Source organism: Streptomyces sp. NPDC021096, assembly GCF_040641275.1.
In the GTDB taxonomy this organism is placed as follows: Bacteria; Actinomycetota; Actinomycetes; order Streptomycetales; family Streptomycetaceae; genus Streptomyces.
The window spans coordinates 105,326-130,751 of sequence record NZ_JBFADG010000005.1; the positions used below are offsets into that span (position 1 = coordinate 105,326).

22 protein-coding genes and 1 pseudogene are annotated in these 25,426 nt (G+C 71.2%); 14 read left to right on the forward strand and 9 right to left on the reverse strand.

Annotation, left to right across the window (positions count from 1 at the left end; genetic code table 11):
* Window positions 1-100 precede the first annotated feature (100 nt).
* From AB0G59_RS10900 to AB0G59_RS10925, 6 genes are all read left to right on the forward strand, one after another.
* Entirely contained in the window at window positions 101-1,093 is a 993-nt protein-coding gene (locus AB0G59_RS10900; protein WP_360910180.1) for an aldo/keto reductase, read from the forward strand.
* A gap of 35 nt (window positions 1,094-1,128) precedes the next feature.
* Window positions 1,129-2,274 carry a serine hydrolase domain-containing protein gene (locus AB0G59_RS10905; protein ID WP_360910182.1) on the forward strand — a complete coding sequence of 382 codons (1,146 nt, stop codon included), beginning with the start codon at window positions 1,129-1,131 and terminating at the stop codon, window positions 2,272-2,274.
* Window positions 2,271-3,557 (forward strand): condensation domain-containing protein, encoded by a 1,287-nt coding sequence (locus AB0G59_RS10910; RefSeq protein WP_360910184.1) that lies wholly within the window; start codon window positions 2,271-2,273, stop codon window positions 3,555-3,557. The genes AB0G59_RS10905 and AB0G59_RS10910 overlap by 4 nt, the downstream gene beginning before the upstream one ends.
* Window positions 3,558-3,955: 398 nt before the next feature.
* A complete protein-coding gene (locus tag AB0G59_RS10915; RefSeq protein WP_360910186.1) occupies window positions 3,956-5,962 on the forward strand; it encodes a BTAD domain-containing putative transcriptional regulator in 2,007 nt (668 codons plus the stop codon).
* 117 nt (window positions 5,963-6,079) lie between these two features.
* A complete protein-coding gene (locus AB0G59_RS10920; RefSeq protein ID WP_360910188.1) occupies window positions 6,080-8,545 on the forward strand; it encodes a PEP/pyruvate-binding domain-containing protein in 2,466 nt (821 codons plus the stop codon).
* Between the two features lie 102 nt (window positions 8,546-8,647).
* Window positions 8,648-9,856, forward strand: coding sequence for an NAD(P)/FAD-dependent oxidoreductase (locus tag AB0G59_RS10925; RefSeq protein ID WP_360910190.1), 1,209 nt, complete (start codon window positions 8,648-8,650; stop codon window positions 9,854-9,856).
* A 141-nt stretch (window positions 9,857-9,997) separates the two neighbouring features.
* Here the strand turns inward: AB0G59_RS10925 and AB0G59_RS10930 are convergent, their stop codons facing one another.
* Genes AB0G59_RS10930 through AB0G59_RS10955 form a run of 6 tightly spaced genes read right to left on the reverse strand, consistent with a single transcriptional unit; the run spans window position 9,998 to window position 16,147 of the window.
* On the reverse strand, window positions 9,998-10,987 hold the full coding sequence (locus AB0G59_RS10930; RefSeq protein WP_360910192.1) for a medium chain dehydrogenase/reductase family protein: 990 nt from the start codon (window positions 10,985-10,987) through the stop codon (window positions 9,998-10,000).
* A 31-nt stretch (window positions 10,988-11,018) separates the two neighbouring features.
* On the reverse strand, window positions 11,019-12,053 hold the full coding sequence (locus AB0G59_RS10935; protein WP_360910194.1) for a methyltransferase: 1,035 nt from the start codon (window positions 12,051-12,053) through the stop codon (window positions 11,019-11,021).
* A gap of 40 nt (window positions 12,054-12,093) precedes the next feature.
* A complete protein-coding gene (locus AB0G59_RS10940; protein ID WP_360910196.1) occupies window positions 12,094-12,549 on the reverse strand; it encodes a DUF1772 domain-containing protein in 456 nt (151 codons plus the stop codon).
* 49 nt (window positions 12,550-12,598) lie between these two features.
* Window positions 12,599-13,660, reverse strand: coding sequence for a ketoacyl-ACP synthase III family protein (locus AB0G59_RS10945; RefSeq protein ID WP_360910198.1), 1,062 nt, complete (start codon window positions 13,658-13,660; stop codon window positions 12,599-12,601).
* Between the two features lie 58 nt (window positions 13,661-13,718).
* The gene (locus tag AB0G59_RS10950; RefSeq protein ID WP_360910200.1) at window positions 13,719-14,918 is read right to left on the reverse strand and encodes a nucleotide disphospho-sugar-binding domain-containing protein; all 1,200 of its coding nucleotides are present in this window, start codon (window positions 14,916-14,918) and stop codon (window positions 13,719-13,721) included.
* Entirely contained in the window at window positions 14,918-16,147 is a 1,230-nt protein-coding gene (locus AB0G59_RS10955; RefSeq protein WP_360910202.1) for a nucleotide disphospho-sugar-binding domain-containing protein, read from the reverse strand. Before AB0G59_RS10955 ends, AB0G59_RS10950 begins: the two co-directional genes overlap by 1 nt.
* 205 nt (window positions 16,148-16,352) lie before the next feature.
* On the opposite strand from AB0G59_RS10955, the gene AB0G59_RS10960 reads away from it, so the two are divergent.
* Window positions 16,353-17,375 carry an LLM class flavin-dependent oxidoreductase gene (locus tag AB0G59_RS10960; RefSeq protein WP_360910204.1) on the forward strand — a complete coding sequence of 341 codons (1,023 nt, stop codon included), beginning with the start codon at window positions 16,353-16,355 and terminating at the stop codon, window positions 17,373-17,375.
* 79 nt (window positions 17,376-17,454) lie between these two features.
* Here AB0G59_RS10960 and AB0G59_RS10965 read toward each other — a convergent pair whose 3' ends face one another.
* From AB0G59_RS10965 to AB0G59_RS10975, 3 genes are all read right to left on the reverse strand, one after another.
* Window positions 17,455-17,952 (reverse strand): pyridoxamine 5'-phosphate oxidase family protein, encoded by a 498-nt coding sequence (locus tag AB0G59_RS10965; RefSeq protein ID WP_360910206.1) that lies wholly within the window; start codon window positions 17,950-17,952, stop codon window positions 17,455-17,457.
* A gap of 123 nt (window positions 17,953-18,075) precedes the next feature.
* Window positions 18,076-19,263 (reverse strand): cytochrome P450, encoded by a 1,188-nt coding sequence (locus tag AB0G59_RS10970; protein WP_360910208.1) that lies wholly within the window; start codon window positions 19,261-19,263, stop codon window positions 18,076-18,078.
* 25 nt (window positions 19,264-19,288) lie between these two features.
* The gene (locus AB0G59_RS10975) at window positions 19,289-20,431 is read right to left on the reverse strand and encodes a cytochrome P450 (RefSeq protein ID WP_360910210.1); all 1,143 of its coding nucleotides are present in this window, start codon (window positions 20,429-20,431) and stop codon (window positions 19,289-19,291) included.
* A gap of 186 nt (window positions 20,432-20,617) precedes the next feature.
* Between AB0G59_RS10975 and AB0G59_RS10980 the strand changes: the two genes are divergently transcribed.
* From AB0G59_RS10980 to AB0G59_RS11010, 7 genes and pseudogenes are all read left to right on the forward strand, one after another.
* Window positions 20,618-20,941 carry a TcmI family type II polyketide cyclase gene (locus tag AB0G59_RS10980; RefSeq protein ID WP_360910213.1) on the forward strand — a complete coding sequence of 108 codons (324 nt, stop codon included), beginning with the start codon at window positions 20,618-20,620 and terminating at the stop codon, window positions 20,939-20,941.
* Window positions 20,942-21,008: 67 nt separating this feature from the next.
* The gene (locus AB0G59_RS10985) at window positions 21,009-22,283 is read left to right on the forward strand and encodes a beta-ketoacyl-[acyl-carrier-protein] synthase family protein (RefSeq protein ID WP_360910215.1); all 1,275 of its coding nucleotides are present in this window, start codon (window positions 21,009-21,011) and stop codon (window positions 22,281-22,283) included.
* On the forward strand, window positions 22,283-23,467 hold the full coding sequence (locus AB0G59_RS10990) for a ketosynthase chain-length factor (protein ID WP_360910481.1): 1,185 nt from the start codon (window positions 22,283-22,285) through the stop codon (window positions 23,465-23,467). Before AB0G59_RS10985 ends, AB0G59_RS10990 begins: the two co-directional genes overlap by 1 nt.
* A 12-nt stretch (window positions 23,468-23,479) precedes the next feature.
* A pseudogene (locus AB0G59_RS10995) lies at window positions 23,480-23,716 on the forward strand (acyl carrier protein); the annotation flags it as partial.
* 9 nt (window positions 23,717-23,725) lie between these two features.
* Entirely contained in the window at window positions 23,726-24,199 is a 474-nt protein-coding gene (locus tag AB0G59_RS11000; protein ID WP_360910482.1) for an SRPBCC family protein, read from the forward strand.
* Window positions 24,200-24,661: a DUF1772 domain-containing protein gene (locus AB0G59_RS11005; RefSeq protein ID WP_360910217.1), complete on the forward strand. Its 462-nt coding sequence runs from the start codon at window positions 24,200-24,202 to the stop codon at window positions 24,659-24,661.
* A gap of 33 nt (window positions 24,662-24,694) precedes the next feature.
* Entirely contained in the window at window positions 24,695-25,426 is a 732-nt protein-coding gene (locus AB0G59_RS11010) for an SDR family NAD(P)-dependent oxidoreductase (RefSeq protein ID WP_360910219.1), read from the forward strand.

Consider the following 25,426-nt stretch of genomic DNA (forward strand, 5'->3'; position numbering starts at 1 on the left):
CCGTCAAAGACGATCCGTGCCCGCGTCGAGGCGCCCGTCGAGAGGGGGAACAGCGATGCTGGACCGGTATCCGAGCCGTCCCCGGCACGCTGCGTCCATCATGACTGTTCTTCTCCGTGACGACCTGCGGGTCAGCCCTGTCGGCCTCGGCACGACGATGTCGGTCTTCAGCCCGGCCGCCGAACCCGTCAGCCCGCGCGAGGCGCTGGCGCTCCTGCAGCACGCCGTCGACATCGGCGTCACCTTCCTCGACACCGCCGATGTGTACGGCAACGGCGCCAATGAGGAACTCGTCGCCAGACTGCTGGTCGACCGGCGCGCCGACGTCACGGTGGCGACGAAGTTCGGCATCACCGGCGACCTCCAGGGGGCCCGGCGCGCCCGCGGCGACCGGTCCTACGTGGCGCGCTGCGCCGAGGCCAGCCTCCGGCGGCTGGGCACCGACACCATCGACCTGTACTACCTGCACCGGGTGGACCCGGACGTGCCGATCGAGGAGACCGTCGGCGCGATGGCCGAACTCGTCACCGCCGGGAAGGTGCGCCATCTGGGGCTGTGCGAAGTCACCGCGGCCGAACTGCGGCGCGCCCACGCCGTCCACCCGATCGCGGCCGTTCAGTCCGAGTGGAGCGTGTGGAGCCGTGACGTCGAGGCCGCGGTGGTCCCGGCGGCGGCCGAGCTCGGGGCCGGGTTCGTACCGTACTCGCCGCTCGGCCGCGGGATGCTCGCCGGCACGGTCAGTGAATGCTCGTTGCCGGCCGACGACCTGCGCCGGGTGCTGATGCCGCGCTACAGCGAGGACAACCTGGCGGTGAACGTCTCCGCGACCCGGACCATCGCCGCGGTCGCCGAGGAGACCGAACTGACCCCGGCGCAGGTCAGCCTTGCCTGGCTGAAGGCCAAGGGCCGGGAGTTCGGCCTGCCGGTGGTGCCGATCCCCGGTACCCGGCAACGGCGGTATCTGGCCGACAACCTCGCATCGGCCGGCGCCGTGCTCACCGAGGACCACATCCGGCGACTGGACGCCGTGGCCGAGACCGTGGCGGGGGCCCGATCCCGGGACCCGCACTGGATCTCCGCCGGCCGCGGGTGACCGACAGCGCCCTTCGACGGACGGGAGACGAGGAGTTGAACGCTACGCAGTCGGCCCGGGCGGCCACGGTCGCCGCGCTGGACGGCGGCCCCCGCGCGGCGCTGACCAGGGCCATGGACGACATGATCGCCGCCGGGGCCACCGGCGTCCTGGTGCGGGTGCACGACCGGCTCGGCGGGTGGACCGCCACGGCGGGCGTCGCCCGGCGCGGTCGGCCGGACCCCGTCCCCGAGCATGCCCGGTTCCGCATCGGCAGCGTCACCAAGACCTTCGTGGCGGCCGTCGTGCTGATGCTCGCGGCCGAGGGCGAACTGGACCTCGACGACCCCGTCGACCGCTACCTTCCCCGCTTCGGCCTCGACGGCCGCATCACCGTGAGGATGCTCCTCATCCACGTGAGCGGGCTGTACAACTACTCGGGGAAGCACCAGCTCGACCGTACGGTCGAGCCCGGGATCTTCCCCACCAGCGGCGACCAGTACGTACGGCAGCTCACGACCTCCTACACCCCCGACGAGCTGGTTCGCTTCGCGTTGGACAGGCCCGCGTACTTCGCGCCCGGAGCGGGCTTCGCGTACTCCAACACCAACTACGTCCTGCTCGGGATGCTGATCGAGGAGATCACCGGGGAGCCGTACGGACAGCAGGTGTACCGGCGGATCGTGCGGCCGCTGGGCCTCTCCGAAACCACCGTGCCGGGGCAGGACCCCGCCATCCCCGGCCCGCACGCCCACGGCTACCTCGGCTACCGGCTGGACGGGCAGCCGCAGGTGGCCGACGTCACCCGCTCCAACCCCTCCTGGTACGGGGCCGCCGGCGAGATCATTTCCAGCGCCCGGGACCTTGACGTGTTCCTGGCCGCCTTGCTCGACGGCCGACTGCTGCCCCCACGCGCGCTCGCCGAGATCACCTCGTTCACCCCGCCGCCACCCGACCCGGGCATCAGCCCCGGCCTGTTCCGCCGGCAGTTCGCCCCCGACCGCACCGGCATCGGCCACTTCGGCAGCGTCCCCGGCTACCTCTGCCACGCCTACAGCACACTCGACGGTGCCGCCCGGCTCGTGGTGTCGGCGACCAAGGGCGCCGTCGACCGCTTCGACCCGGCCGCCTTCTCGGCGTTCCAGACCGCCATGGACCGCGCGCTGGTCGCCTGCTTCTCGTCGTTGGTCGTGCCGTCGTGACCGCCGACATGCGGTGGCTCGGCGGCCTGCCCGCGCCGCAGGCCCGGTACTGGTTCGGGGAGAAGGCAAGCCCCGGATCGCCGGACGCGATGGACTCCTTCACGTTCCGGATCACCGGCCCGATCGACGAGGCGGCGCTGCGGGCGGCCCTGCGCACCGTCGTCGGCCGGCACACCGCGCTGCGCACCCTCATCAGCAGGCAGTCCCACAGGCTCGTCGCGACGGTCCTCGACCCCGACGCCGTGGGCGAGGTCCTGGAGATCCGCCGCGCGGCGCCGCCGGAGCACGAGCCGGCTCTGAGCGCGTTCGCCTGTCGCCCCTTCCGTCTCGACCGGGACCTGCCGGTGCGGGCACTGCTGCTGACCGGCGGCACGACGGACGACGGGCCGGCACACCTGATCGTCTCCGTGCACCACACCGCCTTCGACGGATGGTCGGCGACCGTGTTCTTCTCCCAACTCGGCGCCATCTACCGCGCGTTGTGTGACGGAGATGCCCCGCCCGGCGATCCGCCCAGCGACTACGCGCGGATATGGCGCGCGCAGAGCGAGACCGAGACCGAACGCGACCGCGGCGACCTGATGGAGTGGGCCCAGGACCTCGTCGGCGTGCCCGACCTGCCGTTGCCGCTGGGCCCCGTGCCCGCCACGCCCGGCGCCCTCGGTGAACAGCTGGTCGTCCTGTCACCCCGCCACACCGGCCTGCTGGAGGGGGCCGCCAGGGCCGCGACCACCACGCCCAACGCCCTGCTGCTCACCGCGTGGGTCCGGGCCCTGCGTGCGCTCACCGGGGGTACCGACTTCGCCGTCGGGTTACCGGTCAGCGGGCGCACCTCGCTGGCGAGCATGTCCGCGGTCGGATGCTTCGTCTCGGTGGTGCCGTTGAGGTTCCGGACCCTCGGCGGCGTCGAGCGCGACCTCGGGCAGACGGTGGCCGGACTGGCCAAGACCCTGCGCTTCCAATTCGCCCCGCTGGAACGCATTCTCGGAGACGGCGCCGCCCGGGACGCACGGCGCACTCCGTTGTGCCAGGCGGCGTTCGTCTCGCAGGAGCAGACCGATCTCACCCTGTGCCTCGCTGGTGCCGCGAGTGTGTACGTACCGCGGCTCAAGCCGGAGACCGCGTTCGAAGTGACGCTGGAGGTGTGGTTCGGCCCAAGGACCACCGCGCGGATCAAACACCGCGTCGATGTCCTCGACCATCGGCGCGCGGCACGCCTCGCCGGCCTGTGGCGGACGGAAGTGGACGCGGTCCTGACGGCGTTTGGTGACCCGGTGCGATGACCCTCGCCGGGTGTGGACGGGAACGGGCTCAGTCGGGTCGGCGCGGCCTGCGGCAGGATCTGAACGTCAAAAGGCTGATATTGAACGCCAAGTTAACATCCTCGCAAAGACGTGGTAACTGCATGCAAATGGCGATGAGAGTCGGTGGACGGTGCCCGGCCACGAAAAACGCCGAGACTTGCAGGAGCTTCCTCGTTTTGTCCAATTTAAGCCTATTTACTCGCCAGGTGCAGGCGGACGATGCGCCCTCCGCGGGTCACTGACCGACGGGTCGACTGTCGGCTGCGGAGGAAGCTATCGAGCCATGTGCGTATGGGAACTCACGCACGTATGAGATCTTTGATGCATAGGGAAACTGGTTTTCATTGGCCGCCGGCCAGAAGGTGTCGAACGTATACATGGCCGAATCCACTACTGCCCCAACGTTTGAGAGTGACCACCAGCAGAAAGTGCGGCACGGGGGAGCACTGTTCGATATGCAGAAGTATAGAGAAGCGCCGGGCGACCAGTTTGTCGCCGACGGCAACAGAAATGAATCGGACTGTCATCGGGTAAACCGTGGAACCGCGAAGGCGGGCGCGTCGCCGTTGATGATTTCGGTGCTCAGTCCCTTGAGTCTCACCGTCGGTGGCGTCGACGTCACACCGACCGCGCCGAAACTGCGGACGATCATCGCCTACCTCGCCCTCCGCCGGAACCGGGTGGTGGCGATCGAATCGCTGGTCAGTGAAATCTGGGGGCAGGACCCGCCGGTGAGCGCCACGGCGACCCTGCAGACCTACATGTACCAGTTGCGGCGGACCATCACGCAAAGTGGCCTCAACAGCAAGGAGATCCTCCTGACCAAGCCGGTCGGGTACGAGCTTCGGCTCGGGCCCACCGAACTGGACCTGGATATCTTCCGTAACCTGGTCGACCAGGCCAGGGGCCATCTTCAGGAAGGCGCCGACGAAGCCGCCCTCGACGTCGTGACCAAGGCGCTCGACATGTGTCCGACGCCACCGCTGAACGACGTGATCGGAGGCGAGATCATTGATTCCTGTGTGGGTCAGATTGCCGAATCCGTGCTCCAGGCGGTGGAACTGAGGATCGAGGCCAAGCTGCGATTGGGATACCACCAGGAAATCGTCGCCGAACTGAAATCCCTCTGTGCCGAGCACCCGTACCACGAGAATCTTCATGCGAAACTCATGGTGAGCCTGCAGAGAACGGGTAGACGCTCCGACGCGCTGGTCGTCTACCAGACGATCCGGAGGAAACTCCAGGACGAACTCGGCATCGACCCCTCAGCCAGCCTGCAGGAACTCCAGAGTAAGATCCTGAACGCCGACTCCAGCACCGTCAGTGAAATCGAGTCCGCTTGGCAGACGCGGGAGACGATCGTCCCCGCGCAACTGCCCGGCAACATAGTGGAATTCACTGGCCGGGCCACCGAGATAGAGCGACTGGGCCGCATCCTGACACCGGACCAGAACACTTTGGCGCCGACCGTCGTGACCCTGACAGGCAGCCCGGGCACCGGAAAGTCCGCGCTCGCGGTCCGGGTGTGCCACGAAATCAGGGAGCGCTTCTCCGACGGCCAGCTCTACGCCGACCTCGGCGGCGGCACCGTCGAGCCGTACCAGGTGCTCGGCCGGTTCCTGCGCGGTGCCGGCTTCAAGGGCGAGGAGATCCCGGCCGATCTCGACGAGCGTTCCCAGCTGTTCCGGAGCTGGACCGGGCAGCACGAGGTCCTCATCCTGCTGGACAACGCGGCCTCCCGCGCCCAGGTACGCCCGCTGCTGACGTCGCGACCGGGCAGCGCGGTCCTCATCACCGGAACGCAACTGGCCGTCGGCGGCCTGGAAGGGGCGCGCTCGTTCCGGCTGGACGCCCCCTCGCTGAACGAGTGCGTGGCAATCCTGAGCTCGATGGTCGGCCCCGAACGCATGGCCGGCGAAGAGGGCCTCGCCCGCGACATCGCCCGGTTGTGCGACCAGCTCCCGGTGGCGCTGCGCATCGTGGCGGCAAAGCTGACCACCGGCGTTTACACGTCGCTGACGGAAGCCGCGCAGCGGCTGGCCGAACCGGAATCCCGGCTGGAGGAACTCCGCTTCGGGGAGTGGGACATCCGCGAGACCTACTCCGTCGGATACCGCCTGCTCGACGGCCAGGGACGCAAGGCCCTGACCATGATGGCGATTTCCAATCTGACCTCGATGACGTCGGTGCGGATCGCCGAACTATGCGGCTGGAGCCGTCTCCAGGCCGACCGTGTTCTCGCTCAGCTGCAACAGCTACGGTTTTTGCGCTCCGTGGCCGCCGGCATCGGACCGGGCAGCTACATCATGCCTCCGCTGGTCCGTTCCTTCATCGACGACCTGATCAACGGCGAAATCGCCATAGTGCGCGCTGTCGGCACCTGAACGGACAAAACGGCCGCACCGGGGCCCGGAGCGCGGTACCCAGGAGGGAAGGCCGCGATGCGCTCATGACACGCCACTCCCGCCCCGCGCGGGGCACCTCTCGACGGGAGAGTCACCATGCCGATGGCCCACCTCATACCACTCGCCCGAATCCGCCTCGACGACACGGACCAGGTCGGAAGGAAGGCCGCGGTACTCGGCGAGGCACACCACGCCGGCTTCCGCGTGCCCGACGGGTTCGCGGTGCCCTGGCAGGTGCTCGCGGACGTGCTCGACGGCGTCGGCGACGACCCGCGTGCCGCCGTGGAGCGCATCCGTACCGCCCCACTCCCGTCGGCCCTGTACGGGGAGTTGTCGGCGGCGCTGGACGCACTCGGCGGCGTGCCCGTAGCGGTCCGGTCGTCCGGGGTCGAGGAGGATTCGCCGGAACGGTCGTTCGCCGGGCAATACGAGTCGGTGCTCAACGTGGTCGGCGCCGACGCCGTGACCGAGGCGCTCCGGCACTGCTGGGCCTCGGCGTTCTCCGACCACCTCGCCGCCTACCGCGACGGCGCGGACGCCTCCGCACGCGTCGGCGTCCTCGTCCAGGCCATGGTCCCCGCCACCGCGGCGGGCGCGGCCTTCAGCGCCAACCCCGTAACCGGTGACCGGGACGAGACCCTGGTGAGCGCCGTGACAGGTCTCGGCGACCGGCTGATGGCGGGTGAGAGCGTCGCCGACGAGTGGTCCGTCCGGGACGGCACGGCCCGACTGGCTTCCGGCCCCGGCAAGGCGGTCACCGTGGCGCAGGCGTGTGAGGTGGCCCGTCTCGCCGACCGGGCCGCCGAACATTTCGGCACGCCCCAGGACGTGGAATGGGCCTTCGCCGACGGCACGTTGTGGCTGCTCCAGGCACGCCCCGTCACCACGCTCGCGGGCGACCCGACGCCGGGAACCGTAGAGGTGCCACCGGGCTTCCACGTCCGGGATCCGAGATCCCCGGCCCCGAGGCCGCGCCTGGAGTCCTCCGTGTACCTGCCCGTGCTGTCGTCCTCCGCACGGCACCTGTTCGCCTTCACCACCGGAGCCGCGCTGACCGCGACGGACATCGGCGGCTGGGTGTACCTCAACTCCGGGGCCGCGGATCCCCGGAACCCTCACCGCATCGCCGAACAGGTTGCCGACGGCGTGCCCCTCGCCCTGGTCGAACGCTGGGAGTCCGAGTGGAAGCCGACCTACGCGGCGCGCATCAGGGGCCTGCGCCAACGGGACCTCCGAGGACTGCGCGACCCGGGGCTGACGGCCCACACCGAGGAGGTGGCCGCGCTCTTCACGGAATTCCACGACGTCTACTTCCGGCTCGCCGGAGCCTCCATGTTCCTCAGTGCGGAACTCGGCCTGCTGGCAGAGCGACTTGTCGACTGGCCGCCCGGCGACCTCCTGCCTGTAGGCGGCGGGCTGGTCGGCGTACACATGGGCGCCGTCATCGCGCTGGGTGACCTGGCCAGGCAGGCCGCCGCGGATCCCGTCGTCCGCGCAGAACTGGGACGCGACCCGGCGGGCGCCGTCGAACGCCTCGACGCGCTCAACCCCTCGTTCGCTGCGGCATTCCGGGTGTATCTGGACGAACACGGCCATCGCAGTCCGGGCTTCGACCTCACCGAGCCGACCTTCGCCGAACGGCCCGCCACGGTACTCGCCATGGTGGCCACGCAACTCGACCAACCCTTCGACCTCGAAGACCACCGCGCCGCCCTGGCCCGCCGGGGCCGCCCGCCGCGCGTCGAGCTGGAACGCCGGCTCGCCTCCCGGCCGGCTGCCGAACAGCAGACCTTCGCCGCGGCGCTTGCCGCCGTCGAGCTCAGCGCGCCGCTCCGCGACGAGAAGTCCCATCTCGCCGTGTCCGTATGGGCGTTGCTCCGCTACGCGGCCCTGGAAATCGGTGCCCGCCTGGTCTCGGCGGGCCGCATGGACCGGCGGGAGGACGTCTTCCACGTCCCGCTCGACCGGGCCCTGGCCGCACTCGGCGACGCCGCCGACCTCCGCCAGGAGGTACGGTGTGGCCGAGCGCAGCACCACTGGGCCCTCGCCCACCCCGGGCCGCGATTCCGCGGCACCCCGCCCGCCGGGCCGGCCCAGGAGCCGGAGACGACCGAACCTCCCTCAGACGTCCGACACGTGGCGGATGTCGCCATGTGGGTGGCGCGCCTGATGCAGGGCACACCGCGGGAGGCACCACAGACGGACGGACTCGGCGGGCTCGGCGCCTCCGCCGGCCGGACCACCGGCCCGGCCCGTATCGTCCGCGGCCCACGCGACTTCGGCCGGGTGCGCAAGGGTGACGTGCTCGTCTGCCCGGAGACCACCGCGCAGTGGGCGGTGCTCTTCCCCAGCCTCGGCGCCCTCGTCGCCGACAACGGCAGCCTGTTGTCCCATCCGGCGATCCTCGCCCGCGAGTACGGCATCCCCGCGGTGGTCGCCACGGGCGACGCCACCACCGTCCTGCGCGACGGCGACCTGGTCGAGGTGGACGGAACCGCCGGCACCGTTCGGCTGGTCGGTGCCTCCCTCGCCACCCGACGCGCCGAGCAGTGCCCGGAGTGATGCCGCAACCGGGCCTTGCGGCGTGCGGGTGCCGTCGCCAAGCGCACGCAGGAGAAGAAACCGCCGACCGGCGTCGACACGACCGACCCTCTGGAGGATGAGATGCACGTACTGATAGCCGGTGCCGGCGTGGGCGGGCTGTGCCTCGCCCAGGGACTGCGCAAACGAGGGATCGGAGTCGTGGTGCTGGAACGGGACGTCGCCCCGGACGCCCGGGCCCAGGGCCTCCGGCTGAAGATAGACGCACACGGCCGGGCCGCGCTCGCGGACTGCCTGGACGAGGAGCACTACCAGCTGGTCACCGCGACGGCGAACAAGCCCTACCAGTCCCGCGGCGTGACACTTGACGAGAACCTCAACGAACTGCACTCCGCCGTTCCCGCCCGACCCGTGGACGAGGCGACGGCCAGCATCGTCGTCAACCGCCACACGCTCCGCCAGATCCTGATGTCCGAGATGGCCGGACACATCTTCTTCGACAAGCAGTTCGAGCGCTACGAGCTGGTGGACGACCGGGTGGTGGCCTACTGCCGGGACGGAAGCATCTGGATCGCGGACGTTCTCGTCGGCGCCGACGGGATCAATTCGGCGGTGCGCGGCCAACTCGTGCCGGACGCCGAGGTCATCGATACCGGACTGTGGTCGATCTACGGGCAGTTGATGCTCGACGAAGAGAACCGCACGTGGCTGCCGGGCAACGTCTTCGGCGGCTCCCGGCCCGTCCTCGGCCCGCAGGGCCGCACCCTGGCACTCGGGTCCTTCCAGCCCCAGATGCCCATCGAGGAAGCGATCGCTCAGTTCGCCCCGCGGGCCGAGGTCACCCCCGTCGACGACTATCTCAAGTGGAACCTCATCGCCCCCGCCGAGCAGTTCGGGGTCGACGCGGCGGAGTTCTTCGGCGGCTCCCCGGAATGGCTGCACGCCAAGGCCCGTGAGATGACCGCCCAATGGAGCCCGATCGTGCGGCGGATGCTGGCCGAGTCACTGGAAGCGGTGACCTTCCCCCTGGCGATACGGGCGTGCCGCCCCGGAGCGAGCTGGCCGGCCGGCCGCGTCACCCTGCTCGGCGACTCCGTCCATGCCACCACCCCGGTGGGCGGGGTCGGCGCCAACATCGCCCTGCGCGACGCCGCCGCCCTGGCGCGCAACCTCGCCGAGGTCGCTGACTTCCCCGAGCTCGTCCCGCAGGCCATCGCCCAGTACGAAACCGCCATGCGGGAATACGGCTACCAAGCCGTCCGCGACTCCCTGGCCGGCGCCGAACGCATCCTGCGCAGCAAGCGCTTCCTCGGCGCCGGGCAATCCGCATGACCACCCCGCACGCGTTGTCCGTCGCGTTCGCCGGGGAGCGGCAGGTGGCCGCTCCCCGGCGAACGACCGGAGGCGCCTGTCAGGGCGGCGTCGTCGGGTGAGGTGTGCACCGCGTCCGTCGGGCCGCGACGACCGGCCCGGTCACGAGATCCGGAAGACGAGCTTTCCGGTCGTCGCCCCGGTGAGCATGGCGCGCATACCGCAGCCGACCTCACGGATGTCGAGTACGTCGGCCACCGTGGGCCGTACACCGGTGGTGACGAGGAAACCCATCAGGTCCCGGAGGTCCGCGGCCGTTCCCATGCCCGAGCCCAGTACCCGGATCTCCCGGAACACCAGTTTCCGCATGGCGTCCACCGCACTCGGTGGGAGCGTTTCGCCGCCGGCCCGGTAGCCCGCGCAGACCACCGCCCCGTGCGGGCGTACGGCGGCCACGTCGTCCAGCCAGCCCACCCCGCTGACAGAGGCGTCCAGGACGGCGTCCACGGGTGCGGGAAGCCGGCGGGGGTCGGTGACGAAGACGTCCGCACCGAGCCGCGACGCCAGTTCCCGGTCCCCCGGCTCCCCCACGACCCACACGCGCACGCCTGCCGCGTGCGCGAGCACGATCGCCGCCGAGGCGATGGTACCGAGCCGCCGCCGGCCCCGGACCAGCACCGTCTGCCCGGACACGGCACCCGCGGTGACGAACAGCATGCGGTACGCGGTCAGCCAGGCCGTGGACAGGCACGCCGCGTCGACGGCCGACAGCTCGGGCGGCTTCGGCAGCGCGTTGCGGCACGGCACCACCGCGAACTCCGCGAAGGTCCCGTCGTACCGCTCGGAAAGGACCGTCCGCCCCGGGTCCAGACTCTCCGGCCCGGCCCAGCCGGGAGACGCCACGGACGCGTGCACGACCACCTCGGTGCCGTCGTCGAGCACACCGCAGCCGTCACTGCCCAGGATCACCGGGTACCGCTGTCCCGCGCCCGCACGGCCGCCGAGCACGGTGATCTCCCGCATGTTCAGCGACGCGGTGAGCATCCGGACGACCGTCCACCCCTCGGGTACCGGTGGCCTCAGGTAGTCACCGACCACCAGGGCTTCCAGCGGGTCGCCGGAGTCGGGCCGGGAACAGTAAGCCGCGAGCATGATGCCTCGAACCCCTCTCTGCTCCGCGCCCTCAGGCGGCCGGCTTCCGTCCGACGACCAGGGTGTCGGCCGGACCGAGCGGAGCGACCCGCACGTCGCCGCAGCCCGCCGCCCCCAGCCACCCGGCGGCCTCACCGGCCGTGTACTCGGAGCCCTCCTCGGTGACCAGCAGCATGTTGAGACTCACCAGGACGCGAGCCAGGTCGGTGGGTTCCTCATCGAGCATCGCGTCGTAGATCAGCAACGCCCCACCCGGCCTGACCGCCCGGTACGCCTTTGCGACGAGGAACTCCCGTTGTGCCACCGACCAGTTGTGCAGCACGTGGCCCAGGATCACCACATCGGCCTCGGGCAGCGGATCGCTGAAGAAGTCCCCGGCCCGGAAGCCGGCACGGTCGGCGACACCGAGCGCGGTGACGTGCTCCGCGAACGGCTCCGCGAGCTCCGGCAGGTCGAACACCGTGGCCCGCAAGGTGGTGTGGCGCCTCAGCAACTGCCCCACGAGGTTGCCACGGCAACCGCCGATGTCGGCGACGTCCCCGTGGGCTGCCCAGTCGAGGGCGTCGGCGAGGTGGCCCGCCACGAGCCCGTTGGCCGAGTCCATCATCCTCAGGTACTGCTCACGCTGACGCGGATCGCCCAGCATGGTCCGGAACGCCTCGGGCCCGGCGCCGGGCGCCTGCGGCCTGCCGGAGACCAGGGCCTCGGCGAGGTTCTGCCACGCCGGGTACAGCATCCGGTCGGCGCGCCGCAGGAACCCGCCGATGTAGTCCGCCCCGCCCGGCACCAGGGCCGCCGTGGCCGCGGCGCTGTTGGCGTAGTGGCCGTCCCGCCGCTCCAGCAGCCCCAACAGGACGAGTCCGTGCAGGAGTTCGCGCGCGCCACGGGTGTGCAGCGGCAGCCGCTCCACAATGTCCTCTCCTGTCGACGGACCATGACGGTGCAGATCGGCGAAGACGCCGAGTTCCTCGGCGGCCAGCAGCAGTTTCGCGTGGCAGAACCCGTTGGCCAGGCGTTTGACCGCGGCGGAGGCGGCATCCGGCACGGACTCGGTGAGCTCGGTCATCGTCAGAACCTCACAGTTGGGGGGACACGGACACGGGGCTTCACGGGTGGATCGCCACGGCGGCGGCGTTGGCCAGCACGGCGCACAGCGCCAGCACCGTGCGCACCAGATGCCAGCGCGCCCAGCGGTCCCGCGGATCGTCCCAGTCAAGGCCGACGCGGAGTGGATCGGTGCCCTTGACCCTGCGGTTGATCGGCACGTTGGCCAACTGGGACACCACGCTCACCCCCAACTGGGCGGCGGCGCCGGCCGAGAACAGGATGACGCGGCCACCGTCGTCGGCGAGGACCGCCAGGGCGATGTCGACCCCGGTGGAGCCGATCACCAGCGGCGGCATGACGCGGTCGTAGTACTGCCCGGCGAGCCGGTGCACGCGGATGTACTGGTCCGGAGGAAGCCCCCGGAACGCGGGCACCACCCCCAGGGCCACCGCGACCAGCACGCCGGCCAGTATTCCGCTGGCGCCCAGCACGAGCGCGCTCAGGACGGTGATCACGGACTCTCCTCCACCCACGTCTGCTGGTTGTCGTCGCGGTAGGACGACGTCATGGTGTCCGCCCGTCAGGGCTCGGGGGGGTCTCGACCGGATCCCAGTCCGGGGTCCGCAGCATCTCCAGGACGGCACAGCCGAAGTTCATGCCGACCCCCGCGCCGGACAGGACCACGTGGTCGCCGGCCCGCAGCGCTCGCGTCTCCACGAGGTGGGTGAAGCCGGCCGCCTGGTCGCCCGCGCCCATGTGGCCGACCTGCCGGCCCCATTCCCAGGTCGTGCGGTCCGGGTCGAGGCCGCGGTGCCACCACCGGCCGTTGGGGAAGACGAACCGGGCCACGTCGTCGGCCTCGACCCCCGCCTCGGACAACGCCTGCTTGAGGGCTCTCTGTTGCCCCGCGGTCAGCGTTGCCACGACCTCTTCGCCGGTGGCCCCCGTCGCCAGGTACTCCCAGGTCCGCGCACGCAGGTCGACCGGTACGTCGCGACCCCCGTAGCTCTCGCCCCAGGGACGCATGCCCCGGTACGCGCCCTCGTGGGTGGAGTCGCCGAGCAACACGGTGGACAGCAGCCGGGCGACCGCCGTCGTGGCCGCCCGCGCGCCCCGGGACAGGACCACCGCCGTGGCGCCGTCGCCCCGCGGCAGGCTGCTGTCGGACCGGTAGCGGTCGAACTCCGGGAGGCCGTACCGGTCCGCCGTGGTGACCAGCGCCGCCCGGGACTCGGGCCGTGCCGCCAGCCAGGACGCGGCCAGGTCGAGGGCGGCCAGGCCGCCGTTGGAGGACTGCCGGATGTCCAGGGCCGTCGCGCTTCCGGCGACCGTACGCGACTGGATGTACGACGCGGGGACCCAGTGGTCCCGGCCCTGGAAACTGACGCTCGCGTGCGCGAGGAGGGCGACGTCGCCGGCGGGGACCGCGGACCGTTCCATGGCCAGCCGGGCGGCCGCCACCGCCATGTCCGGCGGGTGGACGTCGTCCGAGACCCGGATGGCGAGGTAGTCGTCCCTGACCGCATCCGCCGCGTCGTAGCGGCCTTCGGCGACCGCGTCCCGGACGTCCTCCCGGCGCCCGAGCCACGCCGCGCTGGCACTGACATAGATGTCGTTCCACCACATCGCTCGCTGCCTTTCGTACTGCGGGAGTCACCGCGGATGGTTGGGGGGGGTACGCCGGTCAGGGGCGCGAGTCGCCGTCCACCGGGACGATCTCTTCGATGTGGCGAGCGACGTCGGCGGGGGTGGGCATGTCGAGGTGTTCGGCGTGCAGGAGGTCGGCGGCCTCCTGGTGGACGGGCAGATCGGCGAGGAAGGCGTCCACGGTGGCGCGCAGCGCGGCGTCGTCGAGGTCGAGGGTGGACTGGTACCGTCCGGCGCCGGCCTTCTCGATCTGCTCGGCGTTGACGAGGGCGTCGGGGGCCCAGGGCATGATGAGTTGGGGGGTGGCCGTGGTCATCGCGGTCATGGTGGTGCCGGCTCCGCCCTGGTGGATGATGGCGTCGCAGGAGGGCAGGAGCAGGTGCAGGGCGATGGGGCCGATGTGGGTGACGTTGCCCGGCAGGTCGGTGTAGAGGTGCCGTTGGGCCTCGCTGGTGGCGATCACGATCTCGACGTCGTGTCCGGCGAGGGCGCGTACGACGCGGGGGCCGAGGATGCCGTCATGCCAGCCCAGGTCGAAAAGCGAACCACCCCAGGTGACGGCGATCCGTGGCCGGGTGGGGGGCGTGCGCAGGGTGGTGGGCAGCACGGCGGGGCCGTTGTAGGGCACGTACCGCATCGGTCTGCGCACCACGTCGTCGTCGGTGAGCTGCAGCGACGGCGGGCACGGATCCAGCGTCACATCGCCGAACGACCTTGCCATGTCCTGGGCGAGCTGCCCGTCGAGGCGGGTGAGCATGTCCGGGTTGCGCTGGACGAGGGAGGCGGCGAAGTCGGTGGCCCACAGCAGGCGCAGCGCGGGCACGCCCAGATCGTGAGCGAGGCCGGGGCCGAGGTAGGCCATCGGCTCGTACACGACGACATCGGGCTTCCAGCTTTCGGCGAACCGGTAGGTGTCGACCGCCATCGCCGCCGCGCTCTCGGCGGGCGCCGCCGTCCAGCCGATGTCCCGCAGCCCGCGCCTGGCTGCCGAGGCACGCCCCTGGTCGCCCTCGTCCCGGCTCGCCGGGCGCTTCCTTCCGGGTATGGCGATGCGGGCTTTGAGGTCGATGTCGTCGCCGACCGGCAGCGCGGGCAGCCCGGCCTGAGTGATGGTCTTGGCGAACGAGGGCTGGCTGGCGACCATGACCTCGTGGCCCGCGGCGCGCAGCGCCCAGCCGAACGGCACCATGGGGTAGTAGTGCGACCCCCAGGCCCAGGTGAGGAACAACGCACGCATCAGTCTGCCTCCTTCAGTCTCCGGGCAGCCGGCGAGCACCGCCCGGCAGCCAGCTCTTCAAGCCGGGCGACCGCCTCGGCCGGCGCGGGTTGGTCCCGCATCTCCTCGCGCAGCGCCCGCGCACGGCCGCGGTACCTGTCGGCGGTGAGGACCGCGTCGAGCCTCCTGGCCGTCTCGGCCTCGCTGAACTCCCCGGGACGCAGCACGTCCCCGGCTCCCGCCGCCAGCACCCGCTCCGCTTGGAAGATCTGGTCCGGGATCTGCGGGAGGACGAGCTGCGGCACCCCGTGCACCGCGGCCGTCAGGGCGGTGCCGTTGCCGCCCTGGTGGACGATCGCGGCGCATTCGGGCAGCACCAGGTGCAGGGCGAGCGAGTCCACCACCCGCACCTGCTCCGGGACGTCGCCGAGACGGTCCGCGTCCCCGCCGGTCAGGGCCATCACGACGTCGACGTCCAGCTCCGCCAGCGCCCGGACGAGCCGCGCCGGCATGAACGTCTCCGGTCCCGTGATACGGCTGGTCGACGTCCCCCACGTCACGCAGACCCGGGGCCGCGTGGGCCGGGTTCGCAACCACCGCGGAAGCACCGCAGGGCCGTTGTAGGGGATGTAGCGGACGGCGATCCGGCGCACGTCCGAGGGGATCTGCAGGCTCGGCGGGCACGGGTCGACGGTCGCGTGTCCGAGGACGTCCACCTCGCCCACCCCCAGGCGCCCGGCCATGTCCCTGATCAGATCCGGGACGATGTCCCGGGCCTGGTAGGTGACGTCGATGCCGTGCACGTGCCGCACCGCGGGCACACCGAGCGCCGCCGCGACGAGCGGGCCCGCGTAGGTGGTGGGGTCGTACACCACCAGGTCGGGCCGCCAGGACCGGGCGAACGTGGCGAGGTCGTCCAGCATCGCGTCGGAGTACGCCGCGAAGGTCCCGAACACCTGCCGCACCCGGCGCAGCCGCTCGGGCGGCCAGCCCGCCATGGAGGACCCGGCTGTCGGCACCCGGGGAACGTCCGAGAACGTCATCCCCGCCATCTGCCGGCCCCGTACCTCCCCGTGGTCCAGATCCGGGCCGACGGGCACGGCAGCCGCGCCGGAGTCGTTGATCACCCCGGTCAGCGCCGGCTGGCTGGCGACGCGGACCTCGTGGCCCGCCGCCTGGAGCGCCCAGACCAGGGGCGCGAGCGGCATGTAGTGCGAGGCCCACGCCCAACTGGCGAACAGCACGCGCATGGCAGAAACCTTCTCTGATCGGGCCTTTCCCCGGGCCGGGTCGGCCCCGGGCCCCATCCTGCGGCCCGCTGCTCGGGGATCGTTCGGGTCGCGGTGTAGCACGCCTGGAACGGGACACCATGCCGCCCTCCCGCGTCGACCACGGCTCCGCCCGTCCTCCAGGGCGCGCGGTGAGGATGCGGGCATCCGATCAAGGAGTTCAGCCATGGAGCTGGGAGTCTTCCTGTCCCACGAGACCGCCTGCGACGTAGCGGAGGAGGCCGAGCGGCTGGGATACGGCATGGCCCTCGTACCGGAGGGGTTCCGCTCGGACGCCCCCACGGTGCTGGGTGCGGTGGCGGCGCGCACGCGGCGGATCGCGCTGGCGTCCGGAGTGATGCAGGTGCCCGCCCGCACCCCCGTGATGACCGCGCTCACCGCGGCCACCCTCGACAGCGTGTCCGGCGGGCGGTTCCGGCTCGGTCTCGGGGTGTCCAACCCCGACGTCTCCCTGGGCTGGTACGGCGTGCCATTCACCGAGCCGCTGAGCCGCCTGCGCGAGTACGTGACGGTGGTACGGATGGCGCTGCGCGGTGAGCCCGTCCGCCATCCCGGCCGCCACTACCCGCTGCCGCCCGAAGGGGCCGACGAGGCGGCCCATCTCGCCGCCGCGCCGGTCCGCGCCGACCTTCCCGTCTACCTGGCCGGCGTCCGCCCCCGCAGTCTGCGACTGGCCGCGGAGATCGCGGACGGCTGGGTCGGTGTCTTCAGCTCGCCGGGGCGGATCGCCGAATCCCTGGAGCACGTGCGCGAGGTACGGGGCACCCTGGACGGTTTCGAGGTCGTCCCCTCGGTCCCGATCGCCATCGCCGACGACCCGGAACAGGCCGCCGACTCACTGCGCGGCTACTACGCGAACTTCATCGGCCTGGCCAGCAAGGAACGCGGTATCTACTTCGCGCTCGCCACCGAAATGGGCTTCGGCGAGGCCGCCGAGGAGATCCACGCCCGCTGCGCGGCGGGCGACCGGGCGGGTGCGGCCAAAGCCGTCCCGTTCGCCTTCATGGACCGCACCGCCCTGATCGGCCCGGTGGACCGCATCGCGCCACGGGTCGCCGAATACGCCGCGGCGGGGGTCACGACGCTGGGGCTCACGGTGCTCAGCCGCACACTGGCGGGGCAGCTCGCGGTGGTGCGGGGGGCGGCGGAGGCGATGGCGGGCGTGGCGGCCGCGGGCGGCACGGTCTGAACCGCGGGCGCGGGGGTGGGCCTGGTCACCGGCTGGTGCGGCGGGCCCACGCACCCGCGGCACGGGACGTCCGCGAGGTTCAGTCGAGCCAGACGCCATCGTTCATGATGACGCGGTCCCGCATCTCCCCGAAGTTCCGCCATGCCTGGATGCGGCGCGGTGTCAGGCACACGCTCACGGCGCCTTCCACGCGGTCGGGATCGAGCGGGAGACGGGCGTGGCGAGCCCGGACCTCGGCCGGGGCGTCAGCCGGATCGGTCAGTTCCATGGTGCCGTCGATCAGCACCACGTCGGTCGCCGAGCCGAACGCCGCCCGGGCCAGACCGTTGGCAGCCAGGTTCCGGCCGGTACGACCCGACCGGCGGGTGAGCATGGTGATCACGCCGCCGTCGAAGACGTAGGAGAGCGGGACCATGTGCGGGTGGGGCCCCTTGCTGGCGATCCAGAGGTGCCGCTCCTGTGCCAGCAGCCGCTCGGTGTCGGCGCGGCGTTGCGCGATCGACCTCGGGGCGGGCAGGCCGGGGCGGCCGGCCGGAGCCTGCCGCGCCGCCGGGGACGTTGCTTCGGACGGGGACATCTGACCTCCGCTGAATGGGCCGGCCGAGCCGGGGGCACCGTCCTGGCCGGGGTGGGGTGACGGCCGACGCCGGCAGGTTCCGACGTCGGCGAGGGCGACCGGGCGGGGCATGCCTTCGGGGTGCTACCAGCTCACCGGAATCTCGGTGAACCCCTCCAACAACGCCCCCTCCTCCCTCTTCAGCTCCTCGGCCGGTACCGCCAACCGCAGGTTCGGAAAACGGGCCAGCAGAGCCTCCGTGGCAATGCGGAGCTCCGCTCGGGCGAGCGAGGCGCCGATGCAGAAGTGGGGGCCGAGGCTGAAGGTGAGGTGCGGGTTGTCGGAGCGGGTGATGTCGAAGGTCCGGGCATCGGGGAAGCGGTCGGGGTCCTGGTTGGCGCAGTCGACCGCGGGGATGACGCTCGTACCCTTCCTGATCACGCAGTCCTCGAGCTCGATGTCGTCGGTCGCGTACCGCAGCATCGACACGGAGGAGCCGACGATCTTCCAGCGGAGCAGCTCCTCGATCGCGTTCGGCAGGAGCGCCGGATCCGCCCGCAGCAGCCGCAGCTGCTCGGGGTGGCTGAGCAACATGGCGATGCCGCCGCCGAGTTGCGTCGCGGTCGTCTCGTATCCGACGAGCAGGAGCAGCCGGCACCACCACTGCAGTTCGTACTCGCTCAGCCGCCCCTCCTCGTCGTGAGCCCGGATCATCGCGCTGACCAGGTCGTCGCCGGGGTGCGCGCGGCGGTGCGAGATGTGGGCGGCGATATAGCGGCTCATCTCCGCCATCGCCGCCCGGATCTCCTCGGGCGGGAAGTGGCTGACGGACAGGAACGCCGACGTCCAGTGCCGGAACAGCGCCACGTCCTCGTCGGGTACTCCGAGCAGGCTGCAGATGACGCGCACCGGCAGCGGGAAGGCGAGTGCCTCGTTGAGGTCGAGCGGGCCGCCGGAGCGTTCCATCGCGTCGAGGAGTTCATCGACCACGGTGCGTATCTGCGGTTCGAGCCGCTGTACCCGGGCCGCGCTGAAAGCCTTGGCGACCAGGTTGCGCACCCGCGTGTGCTCGGGCGGGTCCGGGTTGATACGCGGGTCCTGGAACATGCTGTTGTGCCGGCTGATGCGGGCCGCGTCCGGCCGGTCCAGATTGCGGCTGAGGCGGTCGTCGGTGAGCACCTGCCGCACGTCCCGGTACCGGGTCAGCAGGACGGCCTCGTCGCCGCTCGGCAGCACGACCGGCACCAGCGGCTGGTCGTGGATCCCGGCGAGGCGCTCCGGGATGCCCAACGCCGTGGGGCGTGGGAAGGGATAGGGGCATCGTTCACTCATGGCAGGGGCCTTTCCGGGTACGGGCTCACCAGGTCACGGGGACTTCACGGAAGCCCTGGGTGAAGGCGTCCTCGGTGCGCACCAGGTGGTCCGTCGGCACGCCGAGCCGCAGGTTCGGGAAGCGGTGCAGCAATGAGGCGAGGGCGATCTGCAGTTCGGCCCGGGCGAGCGAGGCCCCGACGCAGAAGTGCCGGCCGACGCTGAAGGTCAGTTGCGGTGCGTCCCCGGAGCGGGTGACGTCGAAGCGGGCCGGGCAGCGGAAGGCGGACGGGTCGTGATTGGCGACCTCCAGAGCGGTGATGATGCTGGAGCCACGCGGGATGGTGACACCGCCGACCTCGATGTCGTCGGTGACGTACCGCAGCATCGACAGTGAGGTGCCCACCACCTGGCAGCGCAGCAGTTCCTCGACGGCGGCGGGCACCAGCCCCGGATCCTCTGCGATCTTGGCGAGTTGGTCGGGGTGGGACGTCAGCATCACCACCATGCTGCACAGCTGGTGCGCGCTGGTTTCGTACCCGGCCAGCAGCAGCATCGTGGACCACCAGTGCAGCTCGGTGGCGTCCAGGCGGCCGTCCTTCTCGTCGTGGACCTCGATCAGCGCACTGATCAGGTCGTCGCCCGGGGCGGCGCGTTTCCGTTCGATGAGCTCCGTCATGTAGTCCCACGGAGGGGTCTGCTTCAGCGCGAACTGCTCACGCTCGTCGGCCGGCACGCCCAGCAGCTCGCAGATGACCTGGATGCTCAGCGGGAACGCGAAGGCCGTGGCGAAGTCCACCGGCCGGGGCCCCGCCTCCATCGCGTCGAGCAGTTCGTCGACCAGTTCCCGGATCCGCGGCCGCAGCGCCTCCACCCGGGCCGGTGTGAACGCCTTGGAGATCAGGGACCGCATCCGGGGGTGCGCGGGCGGATCCATGGACACCTGGCTCTGGAACGCCTTGACCTTGTGGGGCGTCATCCTGGCGACGCCGGGTCGGTTCCTGTTCTTGCTGACCCGGGGGTCGGTCAGCAGCGCACGGATGTCGTGGTACCGGGTGACGAGCAGTGCCTCGTCGCCGCTCGGCAGCACGACGGTGACGACGGGTTCGTCGTGAAGTCCCGCGAGTTCCTTCGGCTGTTCGGACGGGGACTGCCACGCGAACGGATATCTCAGGGTCCTGCCGGTCACGGGACGTCCTTCCGACGCACGGATAAGCCGGGCTTCACCCTGGGCCGGCGGCCTCGGGAGTCGGTCAAGTGCCGCTCGTACCCCCAGCCGCCGTCCCAAGAGCACCAACTTCGCTGGACCGAAAGTCGACTAACGCAACCAATGGTGGGTTGGTCCTCGCGGAGGAACCAGGAAAGGACCGTTGGCATGCCACATCGGACGCTCATCGTCGCCCGGCTGGAGCCCGTGCACCGGCAGCGGGTGGCGGAACTGTTCGCCAGTTCCGATACCACCGACCTCCCCCATGACGTGGGCGTCAGCCGTCGCACGCTCTTCGGCTTCCACGACCTGTACTTCCACCTGATCGAGTCGGAAGACGGCATCGGTGCCGGTCTGGAAAGGGCCCGATCGACCAGGCGGTTCCAGGACCTCAGCGCCGATCTGGCCCAGTTCGTCACGCCGTACGACCCGGGCTGGCGCGAGCCGCGTGACGCGATGGCGCAGCCCTTCTACGAGTGGTCGGCGCGATGAGCGGCGTCCGTCACCGGCCCGGGAACCGCTCCGGGCGGCCCACCATGTGCGGGACGGGGATGTCGTGATGGCCGGACGGAAGGCGGTCATCACCGGCCTCGGAGTCGTCTCGCCGGGCGCCTTGGGCGTCAGGGCCTACTGGGACCTGCTGACGGCGGGCCGCACCGCGACCCGGCCGATCTCCCTGTTCGACGCCTCCGGGTTCCGTTCCCGTGTCGCGGCCGAGTGCGACTTCGACCCGGTCGCCGCCGGGCTGGACGCCGACCGGGCCGCCCGGCTGGACCGGGTGACGCAGTTCGCGCTGGTCTCGGCCCGCGAGGCGATGGCCGACAGCGGTCTGGTGCTCGGCGAGCTGCCGCCCGAGCGGGTCGGCGTCGTCATGGGGAGCGCGGTCGGCTGCACCACGCGGCTGGAGGAGAACTACCTCCGGGTGAGCGACCACGGCCGCTCCTGGCAGGTCGACCAGCGCCAGGGCGTACCCGAGCTCTACGACTACCTCGTGCCCAGTTCGATCGCCGCCGAGGTGGCGTGGGAGCACGGCGCCCAGGGCCAGGTCGAGTGCGTGTCCACCGGCTGCACGTCGGGCCTGGACGCGGTGGGGAAGGCCGCACAGCTCATCGAGGACGGCGTCGCGGACGTCGTGATCGCGGGCGCCTCGGAGGCCCCCGTCTCGCCGATCACCGCGGCCTGCTTCGACGCCATCAAGGCCACCACCGCCCGCAACGACGATCCGGAGCACGCCTCCCGCCCCTTCGACCGCACCCGCGACGGGTTCGTGCTGGGGGAGGGCGCGGCCGTCCTGATCCTGGAGGAGGCGGGGGCCGCCCGGCGCCGGAGCGCGCACGTGTACGGCAGCGTGCTCGGCTTCGCCCAGCGTAGCAACGCGTACCACATGACGGGACTGCGACCGGACGGCCGGGAGCTCGGCGAGGCCATCCGCGTGGCGCTCGACCTGGCCCACGTGGACCCGTCCGATGTGGGCTACGTCAACGCCCACGGCTCCGGAACCCGGCAGAACGACCGGCACGAGACGGCGGCCTTCAAGCGCAGCCTGGGCGCGCACGCCTACGAGGTGCCGGTGAGCTCCATCAAGTCGATGATCGGGCACTCCCTTGGCGCCATCGGCGCGTTGGAGGCCGCGGCGTGCGCGCTCGTCCTGGAGCACCAGGTGGTGCCGCCCACGGCCAACCTCACCGAGTCGGAGCCCGAGTGCGACCTCGACTACGTGCCGCGCGTGGCACGTGAGCACACCACCGACGTGGTCCTCAGCGTCGGCAGCGGATTCGGCGGGTTCCAGAGCGCGCTGGTACTGGGCCGCCCCGAAACAGCGGAGGCTACGTGATGCGCCCCTGTGCGGTGACCGGTATCGGCGTGGTCGCACCCCTCGGCATCGGCCACGAGGCGTACTGGGAACAGCTGTTGAACGGCAAGAGCGCCATCGGACCCGTCCTGGACGGTGTCGCCGGCGTGGTCACCGGCTTCGAGGCGGCGCAGTACATGCCCGCGCAACTGATCGTACGGACCGACCGGTGGACGCAGTTCGGCCTGGCCGCGACCGCCCTGGCCCTTCAGGACTCCGGCACCGATCTGGCCACCGTCCCGGAGTACGAGATCGGAGTGGTCACCGGCAGCTCCTCCGGAGGCAACGAGTTCGGCCAGCGGGAGATCGGGAAGCTGTGGACCGGAGGCCCCGCCAACGTCAGCGCCTACCAGTCCATCGCCTGGTTCTACGCGGCGACCACCGGTCAGGTCTCCATCCGGCACGGGGCGCGCGGCCCCTGCAGCGTCGTGGTGACCGAGCAGGCCGCTGGGCTCGACGCGTTGGCGCAGGCGGGGCGGGTGCTTCAGCAAGGCGCCCGGGTGGTGCTCACCGGCGGCACGGAGGCCCCGCTGTCCCCGTACGCCCTGGCCTGCCAGCGGGCCGACGGTCGGATCTCCCCCCACACGGACCCCGACCGGGCGTTCCGCCCCTTCGACCGGCACGCCGACGGGCACGCCCCCGGCGAGGGCGGGGCGATGTTCGTCGTCGAGGGCAGCCCCGCACCGGGCCGCCGGCCCTACGGGTACCTGGTGGGCCACGCGGCGACCTTCGACCCCAGACCCGGCAGCGGCGGCGAGCCGGGGCTGCGCCGGGCGATCGAACTGGCCCTTGACCGGGCGGCGTTGACCCCTGCGGACATCGACGTGGTCTTCGCCGACGGCGCCGCCGTACCCGAACTCGACCAACGGGAGGCGGAGGCGATCGAGGCGGTCTTCGGCCCGTACGGCGTCCCCGTCACCGTGCCGAAGACCATGGTCGGCCGGCTGTACGCCGGAGGCGGCGCCCTCGACGTCGCCACCGCGCTGCTGGCTCTCCGCGACTCGGTGATCCCGCCGACGACCGGGGACCCCGACGTCCCCGAGCGCTACCGGATCGACCTCGTGCTGGACCGGCCGCGTCCCGCCGCCCTGCGGACCGCACTGGTCCTGGCACGCGGCCGCGGGGGCCACAACTCGGCCGTCGTGCTCACCGGCGAACTGCGATAAGTGGAGGAAATAATGTCAACGGACCTCGGAACCACCCCCAAGACCGGGTTCACCTTCGACGACCTGCGGGGCGTGCTACGGAAGGCCGCGGGCGACATCGACGCCATCGACGGCGACATCATCGACGTGACCTTCGAGGATCTGGGCTTCGACTCGCTCACCATGCTGGAGATCGCCGCGGTGCTCGACTCCGAGCACCAGGTGAAAGACCCCGACCGGGTGATCGAGATGGTGCGCACGCCCCGCGAGGTCATCGCCATGGCCAACGGCGCCTCCAGCGCGGGCCACGTCGACAACAGCATCGTCATCGCCGCCCCCTACGACCTGGTCTGGGAGATGACCAACGACGTGCCGTCCTGGCCCGCGTTGTTCAGCGAGTACGCGTCGGCCGAAGTCCTCCAACACGACGGCGACACCATCACCTTCCGGCTGACGACGGTGCCCGACGACGACGGCGCCCAGTGGAGCTGGGTCTCCGAGCGGCGGATGGACAAGGAGCAGGGCACGGTCCGAGCACACCGCGTGGAACGCGGCCCCTTCGCCTACATGGAGATCTTCTGGGAGTACCGCCCGACCGCGGAGGGCGTGCGCATGCGGTGGGTGCAGGACTTCCACCTGAACCCGGGGGCCCCGCTCGACGATGCGGCCATGGAGGAGCGGATGAACCGCAACACCGTCATCCAGATGGAGCGGATCAAGGAACTTGTCGAACAGCGAGCCCAGCGGTCCTGAATGAGCACCGTACTGGCCCCTCTCGCCCTCCTCGCCAACGGCATCGCGGCGGGGATCATGACCGCGACCGTCATCGGCTTCGCGCCGATGATGCTGAGTCTGCCCTACGAGCGGTACGTGCAGATGGTGCACTTCCTGCGGCCCCGTTTCGACCCCGTCATGCCGCTGACCAACGGCCTGACTGTGCTGCTGGACGTGCTGCTCGCGATCACCGCCGGGGACGGCCCCGCCCGGGTGGGGTTCGCCACCGCGGCCGGGCTGCTGCTGTGCGTGATGGGCATCTCCATCACCAAGAACGTCCCGGTCAACCGGTACGTCATGTCCCTGAGCCCCGCCGCGCAGCCCCCCGACTGGGCCGAGACCGATCCCCGGCGCAGGTGGCGGGCCTGGAACACCACCCGAACCGCGGTCGCGCTGCTCGCCTTCGCGACCAACATCGTGGCCACCGTCCGGCTCGGCTGAGCCCCACTGCTCCCCAGGAGGGGAAGACACACCATGCAGATATCCCTGACCGGAAAGCGCGTCCTCGTCACCGGCGGAACGCGTGGCATCGGCGCCGCCATCACCCGCGCGTTAGCGCAGGCCGGCGCCAGCGTAGTCACGTGTTCCCGCACCGGCGGCGAGGCCGCCGCCGCCCTCGCGCGCGAGCTCGAGGACACGCCGGGCAACCATCACTTCGTCACGGCCGACGTCAGCAGGACCGAAGACGTCCAGCGGCTCGTCGAAGCCTGCCGGGAACGCCTCGGCGGACTCGACGTCGTGGTCAACAACGCCGGCCGCATCACCCACGTCCCCATCGAGGACCTCGGCATGGACGGCTGGCGGGAGATCCTCGACACCAACCTGACCGCCGCCTACGACGTCGTCCACCGGGCCGTCGGACTGCTCGGCCCCGGCGCCTCGGTCATCAACGTCGGCTCGGGCTCGGCGCTGGCGGGCATCCACCACCGCGCCCACTACACCGCGGCCAAGGCCGGGCTGATCGGCCTTACCCGCTCGCTGGCCAAGGAGCTCGGACCCCGTGGCATCCGCGTCAACGTCCTGTCCCCGGGCGTCATCCAGACCGAGGTGGAGCTGTCCGAGGAGGTGCGCACCCGGTACCGGACGATGACCTCTCTGGGGCGGTTGGGCACGCCCGAAGAGCTCGCCCACGTGGTGCTGTTCCTCGCCAGCGACCTGGCGTCCTACATGACCGGCGCCACCGTCAGTGTGGACGGAGGCATCTGA